Genomic DNA, 15,116 nt, shown 5'->3' on the forward strand with positions numbered 1-15,116 from the left:
GAGTTCCCTTTCCGTTTTATGGTATAGATATAATTGTTCCGGTTTCTTCTGAAATCGAAATCAGCATTGAAGTATGGAAAAAAATTATTTTGAAGCAAAAAAAAATCGGCTAACTTCTAAAGTACGTTTTCGGCAAGAATCGGAAGGTAAATCTTAAACGAAGTCATTCCCGGAACACTTTCCAGTTCTATTCTTCCTTCGTGTTTTTGTACGATCTTTTTTACGATATCGAGACCGAGTCCGCTTCCTTCTCCGGGAGCTTTGGTCGTAAAGAACGGTTCGAAAATCTTTTCCTGAATTTCCGATGGGATTCCTGGTCCGTTATCTTTTACTTCTACCATCAATTCATCTTTAAGTTTCTTGAGTCGAATTGTGATTTTTCCTTTGAACTGCATCGCCTGCAAAGAATTGTAAATCAGATTGGTCCAGATATGGAGGAGGTCGTCCGGAAAACAAAGAATCGGAGAAACTTCTTCGAAATCCTTTCGCAGGTCCACGCCCTTTTTTAACTGGTTGTGATAGATCGTAAGAACGGTTTCTATCGTATCCTTGACCGACGCAAGGATTCGTTCCCCTGCGATATCGAAGTGTGAGAAGTTTTTGAGTGCGTAGAGAATTTTGGAAATACGGTCTACCGCGATTTGGATCGTCTTTGTGTTCCTAAAAAAATAGGACTCCAAGGAGGAATATTCTAAGATCATTTCCGACTGATCCAAAAGGAGAAGGGGTACGAATTTTTCAGGTAATTCTCCGATGCCCATATCGACTAACGTGTCGGCGTAGGAAACGGCCAGTCGAGCAGGTATTTTATGGGATTCTAATACGCTGGCGATCCCTTTTTTTCGGTTTCTCTGTTCCATCCCGGTGAAATGTTCGTTTCCGGAAATAGCCATTTCTATGAATTCTGCGAATAGTTCCCTTAGAGTTGCATTGAGCGATCCCATCGCGATTTGAACATCGGGGAGAAGGGATCGAAATCGATTGAGGCATTCTTGTATGTTTTGGTTTGAGGCTTGTACGGCACCGATCGGGTTGTTGATTTCGTGCGCGATCCCAGCCATCAATTGTCCGAGTGCGGCCATTTTTTCGGATTGGATCAACTGGGATTGTGTTTTTTTTAAATTCTCAAGAGTATGTTCCAATTCCGTTTTCTGAATTTCGATGAGTTTGTTTCTGACCCTAATTTCGTTATTTACGATTCGGAGTTCTTCGGCTTCCTTAAACGGAGTCGTATCGATGACGTTGACGGAGTAAAATTCAACGCCCTTATTGATAAAGGTTCGAAGGCTTACGATTGCCGGAAAGAAGTTTCCATTTTTTTTCCTTGCGACGATCTCTATGGAATCCTTACCTCCGAGCGAAAAGTTTCTTTTTCTCAGATCCTTCAAAGAACCTCTTGAGAGAAGACGTATCAAATTGAGTCCGGTAGCTTCGCTTGCGGAATATCCGAAAAGTTTTTGAAAGGCAGGATTCGAGTCGTTGATAAGAATATTGCCTTTTTCTAATAGAATGATCGCTTCGTTGGAGAATTGGTAGAATGTCTGAAATCTCATTTCGGAGGTTTTGAGTTCTTCCTCCGCTTTTTTTCGCTCCGTGATATCCGTAACGGTTCCCACGAGGCGAAGTGGTTGAGAATTTCTATCTCTGTAGAGTTTTCCCTTCGCTTCGATCCAAGCGAGTTCCTCGTTGGGAAGGAGCAATCGGTGTTGAAAGTAATAGTCGTCTCCAGGATTTTTTCCGGCTAAGAGATTTTGAATCGTTCTTTCGAGAAGCGGTTTGTCATCGGGATGTGTTAGCTGGTAGAGAGCCCGAAGGTTGGCTTTGAATTCGGAAGGCTGGGTCCTAAATATCTGGAAGGCTTTTTCGGACCAAGTGATTCTGTCTTCCTTGATATCCCAACTCCAGTTTCCCATGTTCGCGGCGTTCAGAGCGAGACGAAGTCTTTCTTCGCTGTCCTTTAACATCTCCTCCGCCTTTTTCTTTTCGGCGATATCGATCATCGCTCCCATCATTCGGAACGGCTGATTGTTTTTGTCATAGAGGAAAACTCCTCTGTCTTCGACCAATATGTATCGTTCTTGTTTCGTTTTAAACTGATAGATGGACCTAAACTTCGTATGTTTCGCCATCGATTCTTCCATTTCACGGAGAACACGGTCCAAATCTTTCGGATGAATGAATTCGATCCATTTATCTATATTAAAATTTTGGAATTCTTCTAATTTGAATCCGGTAAGAGAATACACGGCCCCGGCCCAAGTTACGTTTCCGGTGGATATGTCGTAGTCGTAGACAATACTTCCCGTTTGTTCCGCTACTGTTCTGTATCGATCCTCGCTTGCTTTGAGCGCGCGTTCTTTTAGAACATTCTCCGTGATATCGGTAACAAGAAAAACGAGGGATTGAATTTCCCCTTTTTCATTTTTTACGGGAGAGCCATTTACGGAAAGATATTTGATTTCTTTGTTCTCCGTTACGATCGCGTGACGTATATCGTAGACCGGTGCGCCACTTTTTATAACCTGTGTAAATGGCTGGTCTTCCTCTTTCCATTCCGTTCCATCGAGGGATCTTGCTTCCCACTGCGGTGAGTTATACGATCGGGAAGTGATGTCCGTATTCTTGATTCCCAAAACGTATTCGGAACTTTTGTTGGCGTAGAGGATTTTACCTTCCGTGTTTAAAACCGTAATTGAGGTGGCGCTGTTTTCGGTGATCGAAGAAAGCAAGTCCCGTTCCTGTTTTAATTCGTCTTCCACTCGTTTTCTTTCAAGAGCGTTGATGATAATTTCCGCGAAGTTTCTAAGGAGTTGATTTTCAAGTTGATCGAGATCCTGTTCTTTTTTGATTCCGATACTTTCCGAACCGAAGCCGAGTCTTCCTTTTAGAATTCCGCCGATCATGAGTGGAATTGCGAGATAGGACTCGAAGCCATTTCGAATAAAAAGTTCCTGATCCGATCTTGAATGCAATGGAAGATCTCGCTTTTTTTCGATTTTCGCGATTCTTCCGGCTCTCATTTCGCTTGTGAGAAAGCTATTCGGATCGATTTCCTCGATCCGATGCAGATTCTCCCTTTGAATTGATGCTCTCGGATGAATCCATTCGTAGATCACTTGTCTGGTCGTATAATCTTCGTTATAAAGAACGATGGATCCTCGTTGCATGTTGAGAAACAACGCGAGTTTTTCAAGGGCCCTTTGGATCGTTTTCGGAATTTCATGGGAGGGTAGATTGATGATTTCACTGGAGACTTTGGTGGTAAGAGTTTCAAAACCGAGTCGATATTGAAGAAGTTTTTCGTTTTTTCTTTTTTCACTTACGTCCAAAATCGAGCCGATAATTTTAACTACGTCTCCTTTTTCGTTTTCGATCAATTCGCTCTGATTGAGAAGAGTTTTTGTCTTTCCGGATGGTGTTAAAATTCTATATTCTATTTCTCGAATATGTTTGTTGAGAATTGCCTCTTGGAAATAATTTTGAAACCGTGTCTGATCGTCCGGGTGAACGATTTCAAGACCGAAGATTCCTTTCGAAGAGAGATTCTCCGATTCGTAAATTTTTCCAAGATATTCCGAAACGTGCATTTCTTGGCTCGAAATATTATACTCCCAGGATCCGAGACCAGCCAACTTTTGGGAACGGGAAAGCGCCGCTTCCTTTTCCTTCAATTCTTGTTCCGTTATTTTTCTACGATTGATATCCGCGTGGATACCATACATTTTCAGAGGTTTACCGTTCGAATCGTAGTCTTGAAATTTTCCCACGGTGAGAACCCATTTCCAAGAACCGTCTTTGCATTTTAAACGGAATTCACATTCATAGACTGGACATTCTCCGTTTATATATCGTTGAAGCGCTTGTTCCGCAATCGGAGAGTCTTCTGGATGAATCAGAGATTTCCAAGTGTCTATGTGAGGCGAAAGTTCGTTGAGAGAATATCCAAGCATCTCCGCCCAATAGACGTTATACGTATTTCCGTTAGTCGGAATATCCCATTCCCAAAGTCCGAGTTCTCCTCCGTAGATCGCCGATTCCAGACGTTTCTGATTTTCTTTGAGTTCGTCTTTGATTTTTTTCTGATCGCGAACGTCGAGAATACTTCCGCGAATCAAAAGACTTTCTCCCGGAAGAGAAATCAATCGTACTTCGCAGGGAATGATTTCGCCGGTTTTGGATTTGTGAAGCCATTCAAAGGTGACTAACTCGCCTTGACTTGCTCTTTTGAGATAACCGATCGCGGACTCTTCGCTCGATCTTCCGTCTTCTTGAAGGTAAGGGCTGATTTCGATCGGGCCGATCGTCTGAAATTCTTCCAGTGAATAACCGAAAAGATCCGAGGCTCTTTGATTTACGGATTGAAATTTTCCGGTTTCCATATTTAGAATTACGATCGCGTCCGGGGAATTTTCTATGATTTGAGAAATTCTTTTTTCCGCCTTTTGGAGGGAGTTCTTTAAGAATTCATTCTCTCGAAGCGCGTATTCCAACTTTTGAATTTGAAGTTTAGAATCTTCTAATTCTTTTTTTAAACGTTCAAGAGAATCGAAATCCTTACTCATACGATCGATTCCCGACTTCGTTTCCAGCTTTAGACCGAAAGAACATTAAAAAATTATAATTCATTCTGCCCCCGGTTTTGCAAAACTCGATCAAAAAGGAATCGGCTCCCTAAGAAAAATCCGTCGGAACCACGACAATCCCGAAAAAGGCGCGCGCCCCACCCTGATCTTGGGTGGTGGGGAGCGGTGGCGGGAAAAATCGGGAGACATTGCTGTATCATAAATTCATTATTTTGCAAGTAAAAAGCGTTCCTGCGTCGGAACTCCGACAATTCTTCCATTTCGGCTTCTATCGATTCCAAATACAAGGATACGCCTTTTTTTTGGAGGATCGTAAATGACGCGGACCGCTCCTGGATCGAAATCGGGAAGGAAACTCTCATTGTTACAATTGGATTTAAGAATTTGGTTTTACTCTTTTGAGGTGAGTCCTCAGAAAACTTCAAAGCCTGCTTATGTCTTAAATAAAATTTCATGATTCTTTTTTCCGATTTCATTGAGAGACTCAGTTTGGATTTTCAGATTTCAGTCTCCTTCCAAATTCATTCTATCTTAATTCTTCTTTTCGAATTGGGTAAGGCATTTCTTTGCAATTCTATTTTCTCACCGGAAATGAACTGTTTGTAAGTTTGCTGGAGAACGCGGGTCTCAGTTTGCTTCGATTTATAAAACTATACCTCCTCTTTTTTATACGAGTTGAATTTTTATTAAAATTATCTCTAAAAAGACGCTGTTTTGTCTCAATTCTCTTTCCTCCTTTGAAGGAAAGAATGCACTTCTTGAAATTTCAACGAACCGAACTTGCTCGAAAGAAAAAGTTTTTTCTGAGTTGATTCTTGCCTTCGGTTTCTATTTCTGTTATTCTTCCCGGGTTGTTTGTTAAAAACACAGAGCTTCAATTCGGTTTCATTTCTCTTTGAAAATTGGAAAATTTGGAAATAAAAAATTGATAAGGTTGGAAACTTTATGAGGCCGAAGACGTTTCTATTTTTTTTCGCATTTCTCTTCTTTGCATTCCCGATCCTCGCCGCGGATATCGTCCGTTTAAAAAACGGTCTGATCTATCGCGGAAAGGTAATTCTTGAAGATGACGAGAAGATACTCCTCGCGGAGAACGAAGATTTCATTCGTTATATCAATAAGGATAACGTCGTAAGCGTGACCTATGAAAAACCGCAGGAGAAAGGGAAGAATGCCTTGGCGGCTTCCGATAAATCTTCGACTTCTCCAAAAACGGAACCGACTCATACCAACCCTTATGCAGGTATCGCCGCGCCCATTGAAAGAGAACCGCCTCACGCAGGAACGCAAGGGAACGATACTACGATCGACGTGACTCACGAGATCGTCTCCGACTTTATCTGGAGGGGGTTGAGCTTTTCCGGAGAAATCGCAAATCGAAGAAGAAACGATAGCTACCCGGCGACAACGTTCGTACCTTCTTATCAACCTACGATCAACATCAATACCCCGCTCAAAGGTTTTATGGTTCAATTTTGGGGAAACTTTCAGTTGACCGAAAGAAACGATCGAGACAACGACGGAAGATTTCAACTTTCTCCCGGAGGAGCGGGGCCTGCTTATCCAGGACAAGGAAATCCTTTTACGGCGCCTAATCCCGATTTGGCGAATCAAAGTTGTGTCTATGATACGCAGAGTAACTTGATGAGCGGTAACTTATCGACTGGACCTACCTGCGGCGGTCTGACCCCGAGGCCTTACAAAGAACAGAACGGTATGAAACGGGCTGACGGTCTTTTCTACGCATTCTATTACACGTTTGAAAAAACGAGCTGGGGTAAATTCACCGTAGGAACTTGGTTTTACAATACGTTTAACAAAAACCCCGGTTATGTTTCCGCTCCATTAGGAGGTTATAATTCTCTCGCCGCGCAAGGTGTGACGAGTTCGAACAACACGTCCAACCAAATCACGAGGCTCGCCTGGCAGGAGTATTATATCTTTTGGCAACTCCCGTTCCTTTCTTACGTCACTCCTACGATCTCTTTTTATACCCAGATGAGCCAGGAGAATGCGGGTTTGGCCGCGGGCAAGAATTATCTTTCGCTTTATATGAGTCATGAATATTTCAGCGAAAAATTCTTCCGGATCACTCCTGCCGTCAACATCGGCTATGCAATGTCGAACAACATCGTAGACAATCGAAACGGGATCCAGGATATCACGAGCAGTTTGACTTTTTACTTCGGAAAATTCTTTATCAAAGGCAATCACGTTTATAGACCGAATCTGTATATGTACGATACGGACAATTACTACGGCGCGACCGGCGGTTATGTCAACCGAAGTTCGAAGGACGGTTTGATTGTGGATCCTTCCAAGGTAAACGGTCCGATCAATCAATTCTTATTGGATCAGATCGCAAACAGTCCTTTGATTCCGGATGCCGGAGACGGATCTCTCAGACAAGCGATTCGGGAATCCTATTTGTTACAAAAGATTCCTGCGCATTTATTCTGGTTTAGCATCGGATTTTCGCATAGCTTCTAATTATTTATTAAAAACAAAAAAGTTCAGGAATCACATGAGCATACGATTTAGAATTTCGTTATATCTTTCTCTCATTTTATTGGCAGGTAGTTTGGCGATTACTACGATCAACACCATCACTACCTATTTTAAACTTACGGAAGATATTAGAGACTCTTCATCTTTGATTGCTTCGAGATACGCTCTTGAGATCCAGGATTTTTTTGATAAGGCACTCGGAGGTTTAAGGGGATTGGAATTTCAACTTTCCCACGCGAGACCGAGTAGGGAAGAAACGATCGAAACACTGAAAGATCTCGCGAAAACGGATCCGAATTATTTCGGCGCTTGGTCCGTATTCGAACCCGGAAGGTTTGATTCCAAGGACGCGCAGTATATTAATAAAACGGGATATGATGCAACGGGAAGATTCGTTCCTTACATCAATAAAGCGGCCGGACCGGACAAACCCTTGGTTTTGGAACCGGTGGTCTATTACGAAAACCAAGATGCGAGCGGTTATTTTTATAATATGCCCAAAAAAACGGGAAGAGACTATATCGCGGATCCTTTTGCATACCCGGTTTCGGGTAAAGAGATTCTTATGATTTCGGTCGTAAAGCCTGTTAGGAGAAATGGTGAGATCGTCGGCGTGGTTGGGATGGATATCACGATGGAGAATATGCAAAGGATGCTCGCTCCGATTCGACCTTTTCAAGGAGAAGGATATCTCAGTCTGATTTCACCGGGAGGATTTTACGCGGCAAACGGAAAAGAACCGGGATTGGTGGGAAAGAATATTCAAGATCCTGAATGGAAGAAAACCATTCTGGAAGGAAGCGAGAAACAAGATCTTCAGATTCTCAAAAAAGACGGTTCTACTCATTTTTTCTACGCGTTCTTACTCGGAAACTACGACAAAAAATGGATTTTGGAAGTCAGCGTCCCGGATCGAGTTTTTTGGAGCAATCTGGGAAAAATCATCTTGGAAACGGTCGCTTCCTCTTTCATTACGATGATCGCCATCGTAATCGTATTCAATCTTATATTCCAAAAATTGATTACTCGAGGAATCAATGCCGCCATTTCTTTTTCGGAAGAAATCGCCTCCGGAAATCTCGTGGTAAACAACAGCTACGAAAGATCCGATGAAATCGGAAAGTTACTTCAATCCTTGGATCGGATGAAGAACAATATCAAGGGAATCATATTCGAAATCAAGGGCTCTTCTGAATCTCTCAATGCAACTTCGGATAAGATGGCGGAATCCTCTAAGAATTTTTATGACGTGGCTCAAGAACAAGCTTCGGCCTCGGAAGAATCTTCGGCGGCAATCGAAGAGCTCGCGGCTTCTGCGGAGAACGTCGGTGATTCGATGGTGAAGGCCATTTCTCATATGAAGGATATCGACGGGAACGTAGTTCTTCTCAAAGAACAAATCGCCCGGATCAATGAGGAAATGCAATCCTTGGCCTCGCTTGCGGGAGAATCGCAACAACAGGCGACCACCGGTGAAAGTTCTATGAATCAATCCACTAAGGCGATGGATGAAATCGGGGATAGCGCGTCAAGGATCAACGAGATCCTATCGATCATCACCGATATTTCCGAAAAGACCAACTTACTCGCGTTAAACGCCGCGATCGAGGCCGCGAGGGCAGGAGAAGCGGGTAAAGGTTTCGCCGTTGTCGCAGAGGAAATTTCCAAACTCGCTTCCCAGACTTCCAATAGCGTTCAAGAAATCGGCCAGCTTGTCGATTCTACGAATCGCGCCGTGATGAACGGAACGAGCAAAGTAAAAGAGGCGTCCGGGATTCTTGCAAAACTAAGAAGTTCCGTCGATATGTTTGGAGTTTCCGCGAAGAACGTTTTGGATTCCGTCAATACTCAGGAAAAGAATACGGAGAAAATCCATCAAAGCGCAAGTTCCCTTATGAGTTTTAGTCTTCAGATTGAAGAAGCAGTTCGAGAACAGAAACGAGCTTCCGAAGAAATTACAAAAACGATTGTGAGCATTTCCGATGGTACCCAGGATATTGCGAGTGGAGCCGACGATCTCACGGGATTTTCGGGTAATATGCACAAACAGTCAGAGGGATTACTTCGTTTGATCGGTAAATTCAAGATTTCGGAAACCGAAAAAATTTGATATAATAATGACGGACGAAAGAGCAGGAATAAGATTCTCCTTTCCGCTTGTTGTGTTTGATAGTTAGGATCGAACCTTTGAAATTTTTTAAATTCGGATGGATCGCGGTTTTTTCCTAGGAAATGTTTTGTTTGCCGATCGAAGAGAGAAATCAAAACTTTCCGATCCCGACATCAATTACGGTATCAGTAAGAATCTAATTTCTTGCCAAGAATTGATCGAGAAGAACTTTCCTCTTTCGGACGATAGTTTTGAACATTCGGTCCAACCCGTCTGGGCATCGACGATCAACTCTTATCCTTGTTCGGCTATTCATAAAAATATCTACGAATGCGCGATCTATACGTATGTAATAGTCAACTCGCAAGGAAAATTAGAAAACTAATGTATATCCAAGAATCGTTGCGATGATTCGGCTTTTAACGACTCTGCGGGAAAGATGTTGAATGCGGCTCCTGCAAACCTTGTAAGATGGACGGTGTAAGTTCAACTTGTTATCAAAAGATCAAGATTTCGTTCGAGCTTCGTTAACGAGCCGCCAAAAACGAGATGAGCCAATCGTCAAAGGTTCGCCCTCTTTTCGGGTTTGTATATTAGAAGAATCTTGTATAATCGAAAATTGTCATCCGTTCCGCATCGAAAGACTTCGTATATCACGCTCTAATAGGCGCTTTAAATGTCGAACGCAAGGAGAAACGAAAACCGGAATCTTTTAAAAAAATTCTATCGTTTCGTAGGGAACAACACCGGATTCTATCTTTTGAAACGCTTCGCCGCGTTTCTGTCTCAAGAATGCAAATCCCGCTTTACTGCTTTCCAAACCGAAGGATTCTTTGTAGCAAACTATTGAAGAGGTTTTTATGGATGCAAATTTTTGGCATCAGAGATGGAGTAAGAATGAGATCGCGTTTCACGAGCGCGAAGCCAATCCGTTCTTAGTCACCTACTTTCACGAATTGTCCTTGAATCCGGGAAATCGCGTATTCGTCCCGTTATGCGGTAAGACACTCGACATTGCTTGGCTTCTTTCGAAAGGATATCGGGTCGCGGGTGCCGAGCTGAGTCAGATTGCGATCGAACAATTGTTTTCCGGTCTTGGGGTAGAGCCTACGATCACAAAGCTCGGCGAATTGGATCGATATAGCGCGGAGAATGTTGATATCTTTGTGGGCGACATCTTTCAATTGAACGAGGCGGCACTTGGTACGATTCATGCGATCTACGATAGAGCCGCCTTAGTTGCGTTGCCGAAAGAGATGAGAGATCGTTATACGACTCATTTAATGAAGATCACGCACAACGCCCCTCAACTGTTGATCTGTTACGAATACGATCAGACTTTGATCGGAGGCCCTCCTTTTTCGATTCAGAACGAAGAGGTTCTGAAACAGTATTCCGATCATTACCAATTGAATTTAGTGGAAACAAAAGAGGTTCCAGGCGGACTGAAAAGGGTTTGCCCGGCAAAAGAAAACGTATGGCTGTTGCAAAAAAAGTAATACGATCATTCAAAAAATAGAATATGCCGGAATAGCCGTCGATTCCGATCGGAATCGAATGAATATCAAAGTAAGGTGCACCGTTACACTTCCTTGATCACGATTTCGATTCTCGTAATTCAAAAAGCGAAATTTTCAATGTTGATCACTTTCACGGGGGGATTTCGAAGGTTCACATACGACTTTGCCTTTCGATTTGCACTTTAGAGGTGGCAAATCGACGGATAAGTTTGATTGCCGGTAAACTGATGGTCTCAAAAAAATAACCACCAATGTATTTATCCATTTTTTTAGAGGTGTACTCCTTTTAAGGGGTGAATGAGTTTTTCATCCTAGAAAATCATGAGAATGCTCGAGATGGATCTAAAGTAAGATCGCAATTTTACGAAAGGAGACGGAAAGAATTTTTCGATGTAAGGAATCGATGCCGATTTAAGTTCGCTTTTCAGGCGTTGATCCGTAGGGAATCCAACCTCCATTGGTTAGCGAAGAAATGGATTTGAAATAGGAAACGTCTATACTCTTAATCTTTTTTTCGGAAATTGATTCTTCTCGCAAGAAAATCCAAAACGAGGAAATCTTTTTACTTGGCGAAAGACCGAACTAGTCCACTATTTTTTCCCGAAATAACGATCCAAAAATTCCTTTTGCCTTCGACAGCGTGCTTCTTGGATCCCGTTTTTCATTTCGAATATTTTTTGTCGATCGCGTAGAATTTGTAATCTCCAGGTTTTTTTCTGAATCTCGGTATGCACGTAGGATACAAAGGATTCCGCGAAAAAATCGTCTCCACTGATCGCCGAATACAAAGTGGGGAAGGGTGTTTTTTCTAAAATCGGATAGATTTGATTCCAATTGGAATCGAGATCCATCGGTTTAGTCGTATAGAAGCGGATTTTTTTTCTCAAAGGAAATTGTGAATCGAGAATCGAGTCCAATTCTCCTTTCCAGATCCCATTAGAAAATTCGAAAGTACTAAAGTCTCTGATTTTATCCCTAAAGTCTGGAACGATTTTTTCACGAACGGAGATCAGATGTCCGATTTCATGAAGAAGGATGTATTCCGTTGTGTGTTCCAAATCATCGCCTAACGGCGATTCGATCTCAACGGAAACTTTTGTTTTTCCGGGGTAAAACGGAGAATTCTCCTTTTTTGTAATCCATTCGTTCGCAGTTTGGGTGAGCATCCCGGTATCCAAAAAAATGACGCCACCCACTGGACCTTTTGCAGTGTATACAAAACTGGTCAAACCGGTTCCGCCTAAATTCTTACAAAGGACCAGCCGAAAAAGCGACTCGTCCAAGATAGAATTTACGGAATCGGGAAAATTTTTCCTAACGGTGCGTAGGCGATTCTTCCACACTTCGATATTCGGATCGGGGATCGGAGAATCCTCAAATCCGTCGATTCGATTCAATTCTTGAAGAAAGTTTTGTTCGTCTGAATCCAAAGTCGTGATTCGAGTTTCCCAGCTTGGAGTGAGCGTATAACGCTCCACTTTTGTTATTTTATGATTTGAAAAGATCTCCGCGTATGGATTATTTCCCATTGAATCCGAAGACGGTTTGCAAAAGGAAAAACACAAAAAGATGGAGAAGATCCAGATCATTCGGAAAGGTTTTTCCAAGACATTACCGGGAAATAAATGCATAGGAAAGATTTTTCCAAAGTCCGGGTAAAATGTAAACTCGAATCCGAATCCGTATGATTTTCGAAAAAAAAAGAGGTATGAAACGGAATGGTTTGCGCTATTCCGGGAGCCTTATAAATTTGGACGCAAAGTTCCCAGGCTAGGGGATTTCAGAAACGATGAAGTTCTATTTCCTTTTGCCTGCGTTTTTTTTTATGACCCTATCTGCAGTCGCGGAAACCAATCCTTGGAGCCTTCCGATTCATGAAAGAATCATCAACAGAAAACATGTTTCTCATATCGTAATCGAAACTCGCGCCGATCACCTAAGAGTCACACTTTTGTTAAACGAACGATATCCATATAATTATAAATCGACCTCCGGTTCTTTTTTTATTCGCGTGAATACCGAAAAAGAAGCGCTGGAAATATCCGAAAAATTGGATCAGTATCTCGAATCCGGTTGGAATATGAAAATTTATCTTTCCGGATCGGAAATCACACACTATGACTTGGATAAAACGATTCAATAGATTTCGATCCGGCGTCCTGAATCCCTTTACTTTTTTTGATAGGGAATTCAACTACAGCGAGGCGGAGGCTTGGAAGGATCAGACACGGATCGATCAGTCCTTTATTCGACTTGCGTTTCTTCTTCACTTTACGATGTATCCGACCCTTGCGATTCCCGAAGTCCGAAATTCGGAAAGAGGAGTTTTGTATTTGGGAATCATCTTTCTGATCAACGTGATGAGTTTGGTTCTTTCCTTTCAGGAAAAATTTCTTTCCTCGGTGATTCAGATTTCAAACGTCGCGATCATCTTTTTGATGATGAATCTTTTTCACGAATCCTTTTATAGTTTTCAGGATTTGGAAAGCCTACAGATTTATAATAACTACTTCTTACTCATTTCTCTTATCGTAATCTTTCAGATGTTTCGTCTCAAAAAAGGCTCTTGTTTTTTAACGGGAGTCATCGCGATCGCACTGCATATTTTTTTCGTTTCCATAAAGAGGATCGAACTTGGTTTGGACGATTTTCCGAGAATTCTCTTTGTTCCCGATGTCGTCTATGGCCTTTGTATCATCATCGGAACGTCCTCGGTGATCATCGTAAAACGATTGATCTCGATTTCTTCCGAGCTCGATCTCGAATACAAATACATTCAACAAGATCTTACCGTTGCAAAGCAGGTTCAGGAAAATCTTTTTCCGGGACGACTGAGCATCAAAGGAATCCGGTACGAGGTGATGAGAATTACTCCGAATCATATCGGAGGTGATTTTTTCGACTTCGTTCAATTAAGGGAAGGAAACACAGGAATCTTCCTAACGGATATCGCGGGGCACGGTATTGCTTCGGCGTTGGTCGCTTCGATGGTAAAAATCATGGTCTCTACGATGCCTTATATTCTCAAAGTCCATCCCTCCCGCTTGATGGATTATATAGACGATTCTTTACAAAAACAGTTTCAGTCGTATCACGCTTCCGCGATTTATATGTTTCTGGATTTTATTTCAAAGGAGATTACCTTTTCCAACGCCGGACATCCATATCTGATACACGGATCTTTTAAGAAAGAGTTCCATGAAATCGAAACGGAAGGTGCGATCCTCGGGTTCGGGATTAAAAAGCCGATCGCCGAACAGGTAAAACTTCCTCTCATAGAAGAGGATCGATTCTTTTTATACACCGACGGGTTGATAGAAAACAAGAACGAGGAAGGAAAACAGCTTGGAACGGAAGGCCTCTTGGAAATATTGAATGAGAATCGTTTCGAAAAAGATCTGATCGTCTTCAAAGCCAACGTGCAGAAGGCAGTGGAGAAATTTTTTGGGAACGTAGCACTGGAGGATGACACCCTCTTTCTCATTGTGGAAGTGGAGTAAAAATAAGAATGAGTGAAAAATTAATCAACGTAAACAAAGAAGGGCAAATCGCAATTCTAACCATCCAAAGACCGTCCGCGCTCAACGCATTGAACAAGGAAGTTTTGACTCAAATCGGTCAAGAAATCGATTCTTTGGAAAAAGATAAAGAAATTCGAGTGATGATTTTTACCGGGGAAGGAAAAGCCTTTGTAGCAGGTGCGGACATCGCGGAGATGAAGGAATTAGGAATCTCGCAAGGAGAAGAATTTTCCAAACTTGGGAATTCCGTATTCCAAAAATTGCATCAATCTAGGATCGTTTCGATCGCGGCAATCAACGGATTTGCGTTAGGTGGAGGAATGGAGCTCACGCTTGCTTGTGATATGAGGATCGGTTCGGAAAAAGCGAAATTAGGATTACCGGAAGTTTCGCTCGGGCTGATTCCCGGATTCGGAGGAACGCAGAGACTCGCAAGATTGATTGGATACGGGAGAGCGATTGAACTTGTGCTCACGGGAGAGATGATCACTGCGGAAGAAGGTTATAGAATCGGAATTCTCAACAAACTCGTGAAAGAGGGCGACGATCTATTAGGAGTTTGTAAAATGATTGCGAATTCCATCCTGAAAAAAGGACCGGAGGCGATCGAGAGGGTGAAAAAAACGATTCAACAAGGATTGGACGTATCTCTCAAAGAAGGAATCTCGATCGAAGAAAAAGCATTCGGCGCTTGCTTTGACGGAGGTCAGTCCAAGGAAGGGATGAGCGCATTCTTGGAAAAAAGACCGGCTCATTTTTAGTCTTTTAAAAAACGGGAAAAAAGTGGTAGATCCTACTTTTCCGTAGGAGCACCGACGATTTCCCGTGAAAACCTCGCCGGGCCCCGCCCTGATCTTGGGTGGAGGGGAGTGGA

The 15,116-nt window shown here is 42.5% G+C and carries 9 protein-coding genes; 7 read left to right on the forward strand and 2 right to left on the reverse strand.

The features are described from left to right. Positions 1-116: 116 nt before the first annotated feature. Positions 117-4,562, reverse strand: coding sequence for a PAS domain-containing protein (locus DLM75_RS22490; RefSeq protein ID WP_118970757.1), 4,446 nt, complete (start codon positions 4,560-4,562; stop codon positions 117-119). Between the two features lie 966 nt (positions 4,563-5,528). On the opposite strand from DLM75_RS22490, the gene DLM75_RS22505 reads away from it, so the two are divergent. From DLM75_RS22505 to tmpT, 4 genes are all read left to right on the forward strand, one after another. Next, positions 5,529-7,073 carry an LA_0442/LA_0875 N-terminal domain-containing protein gene (locus DLM75_RS22505; RefSeq protein ID WP_118970760.1) on the forward strand — a complete coding sequence of 515 codons (1,545 nt, stop codon included), beginning with the start codon at positions 5,529-5,531 and terminating at the stop codon, positions 7,071-7,073. Positions 7,074-7,107: 34 nt separating this feature from the next. Beyond that, a complete protein-coding gene (locus DLM75_RS22510) occupies positions 7,108-9,201 on the forward strand; it encodes a methyl-accepting chemotaxis protein (RefSeq protein WP_118970761.1) in 2,094 nt (697 codons plus the stop codon). Positions 9,202-9,328: 127 nt separating this feature from the next. Beyond that, positions 9,329-9,586 (forward strand): hypothetical protein, encoded by a 258-nt coding sequence (locus DLM75_RS22515; RefSeq protein ID WP_147456694.1) that lies wholly within the window; start codon positions 9,329-9,331, stop codon positions 9,584-9,586. A 475-nt stretch (positions 9,587-10,061) separates the two neighbouring features. Beyond that, the gene (gene tmpT / locus DLM75_RS22520; RefSeq protein ID WP_118970763.1) at positions 10,062-10,700 is read left to right on the forward strand and encodes a thiopurine S-methyltransferase; all 639 of its coding nucleotides are present in this window, start codon (positions 10,062-10,064) and stop codon (positions 10,698-10,700) included. A 611-nt stretch (positions 10,701-11,311) separates the two neighbouring features. On the opposite strand, the gene DLM75_RS22525 is transcribed toward tmpT, so the two are convergent. Further along, entirely contained in the window at positions 11,312-12,352 is a 1,041-nt protein-coding gene (locus DLM75_RS22525; RefSeq protein ID WP_118970764.1) for a hypothetical protein, read from the reverse strand. A 158-nt stretch (positions 12,353-12,510) separates the two neighbouring features. Here DLM75_RS22525 and DLM75_RS22530 point away from each other — a divergent pair, with 158 nt between their 5' ends. The 3 genes from DLM75_RS22530 to DLM75_RS22540 are packed head-to-tail and all read left to right on the forward strand — an operon-like array spanning position 12,511 to position 15,003. Next, the gene (locus tag DLM75_RS22530; protein WP_118970765.1) at positions 12,511-12,864 is read left to right on the forward strand and encodes a hypothetical protein; all 354 of its coding nucleotides are present in this window, start codon (positions 12,511-12,513) and stop codon (positions 12,862-12,864) included. Continuing rightward, positions 12,839-14,221 (forward strand): PP2C family protein-serine/threonine phosphatase, encoded by a 1,383-nt coding sequence (locus tag DLM75_RS22535; RefSeq protein ID WP_118970766.1) that lies wholly within the window; start codon positions 12,839-12,841, stop codon positions 14,219-14,221. Before DLM75_RS22530 ends, DLM75_RS22535 begins: the two co-directional genes overlap by 26 nt. An 8-nt stretch (positions 14,222-14,229) precedes the next feature. Further along, on the forward strand, positions 14,230-15,003 hold the full coding sequence (locus DLM75_RS22540; protein ID WP_118970767.1) for an enoyl-CoA hydratase/isomerase family protein: 774 nt from the start codon (positions 14,230-14,232) through the stop codon (positions 15,001-15,003). The last annotated feature ends 113 nt before the right edge of the window (positions 15,004-15,116 follow it).

Origin of the sequence: Leptospira stimsonii (genome assembly GCF_003545885.1) — a bacterium.
Classification (GTDB): domain Bacteria; phylum Spirochaetota; class Leptospiria; order Leptospirales; family Leptospiraceae; genus Leptospira; species Leptospira stimsonii.

Bases quoted from the DNA above. Each gene is read 5' to 3' on its own strand.
- DLM75_RS22490 (WP_118970757.1), bottom strand. From the start codon at position 4,562: ATGAGTAAGGATTTCGATTCTCTTGAACGTTTAAAAAAAGAATTAGAA.
- DLM75_RS22510 (WP_118970761.1), top strand. From the start codon at position 7,108: ATGAGCATACGATTTAGAATTTCGTTATATCTTTCTCTCATTTTATTG.
- DLM75_RS22540 (WP_118970767.1), top strand. From the start codon at position 14,230: ATGAGTGAAAAATTAATCAACGTAAACAAAGAAGGGCAAATCGCAATT.
- DLM75_RS22535 (WP_118970766.1), top strand. From the start codon at position 12,839: ATGACTTGGATAAAACGATTCAATAGATTTCGATCCGGCGTCCTGAAT.
- DLM75_RS22525 (WP_118970764.1), bottom strand. From the start codon at position 12,352: ATGCATTTATTTCCCGGTAATGTCTTGGAAAAACCTTTCCGAATGATC.
- DLM75_RS22505 (WP_118970760.1), top strand. From the start codon at position 5,529: ATGAGGCCGAAGACGTTTCTATTTTTTTTCGCATTTCTCTTCTTTGCA.
- tmpT (WP_118970763.1), top strand. From the start codon at position 10,062: ATGGATGCAAATTTTTGGCATCAGAGATGGAGTAAGAATGAGATCGCG.
- DLM75_RS22530 (WP_118970765.1), top strand. From the start codon at position 12,511: ATGAAGTTCTATTTCCTTTTGCCTGCGTTTTTTTTTATGACCCTATCT.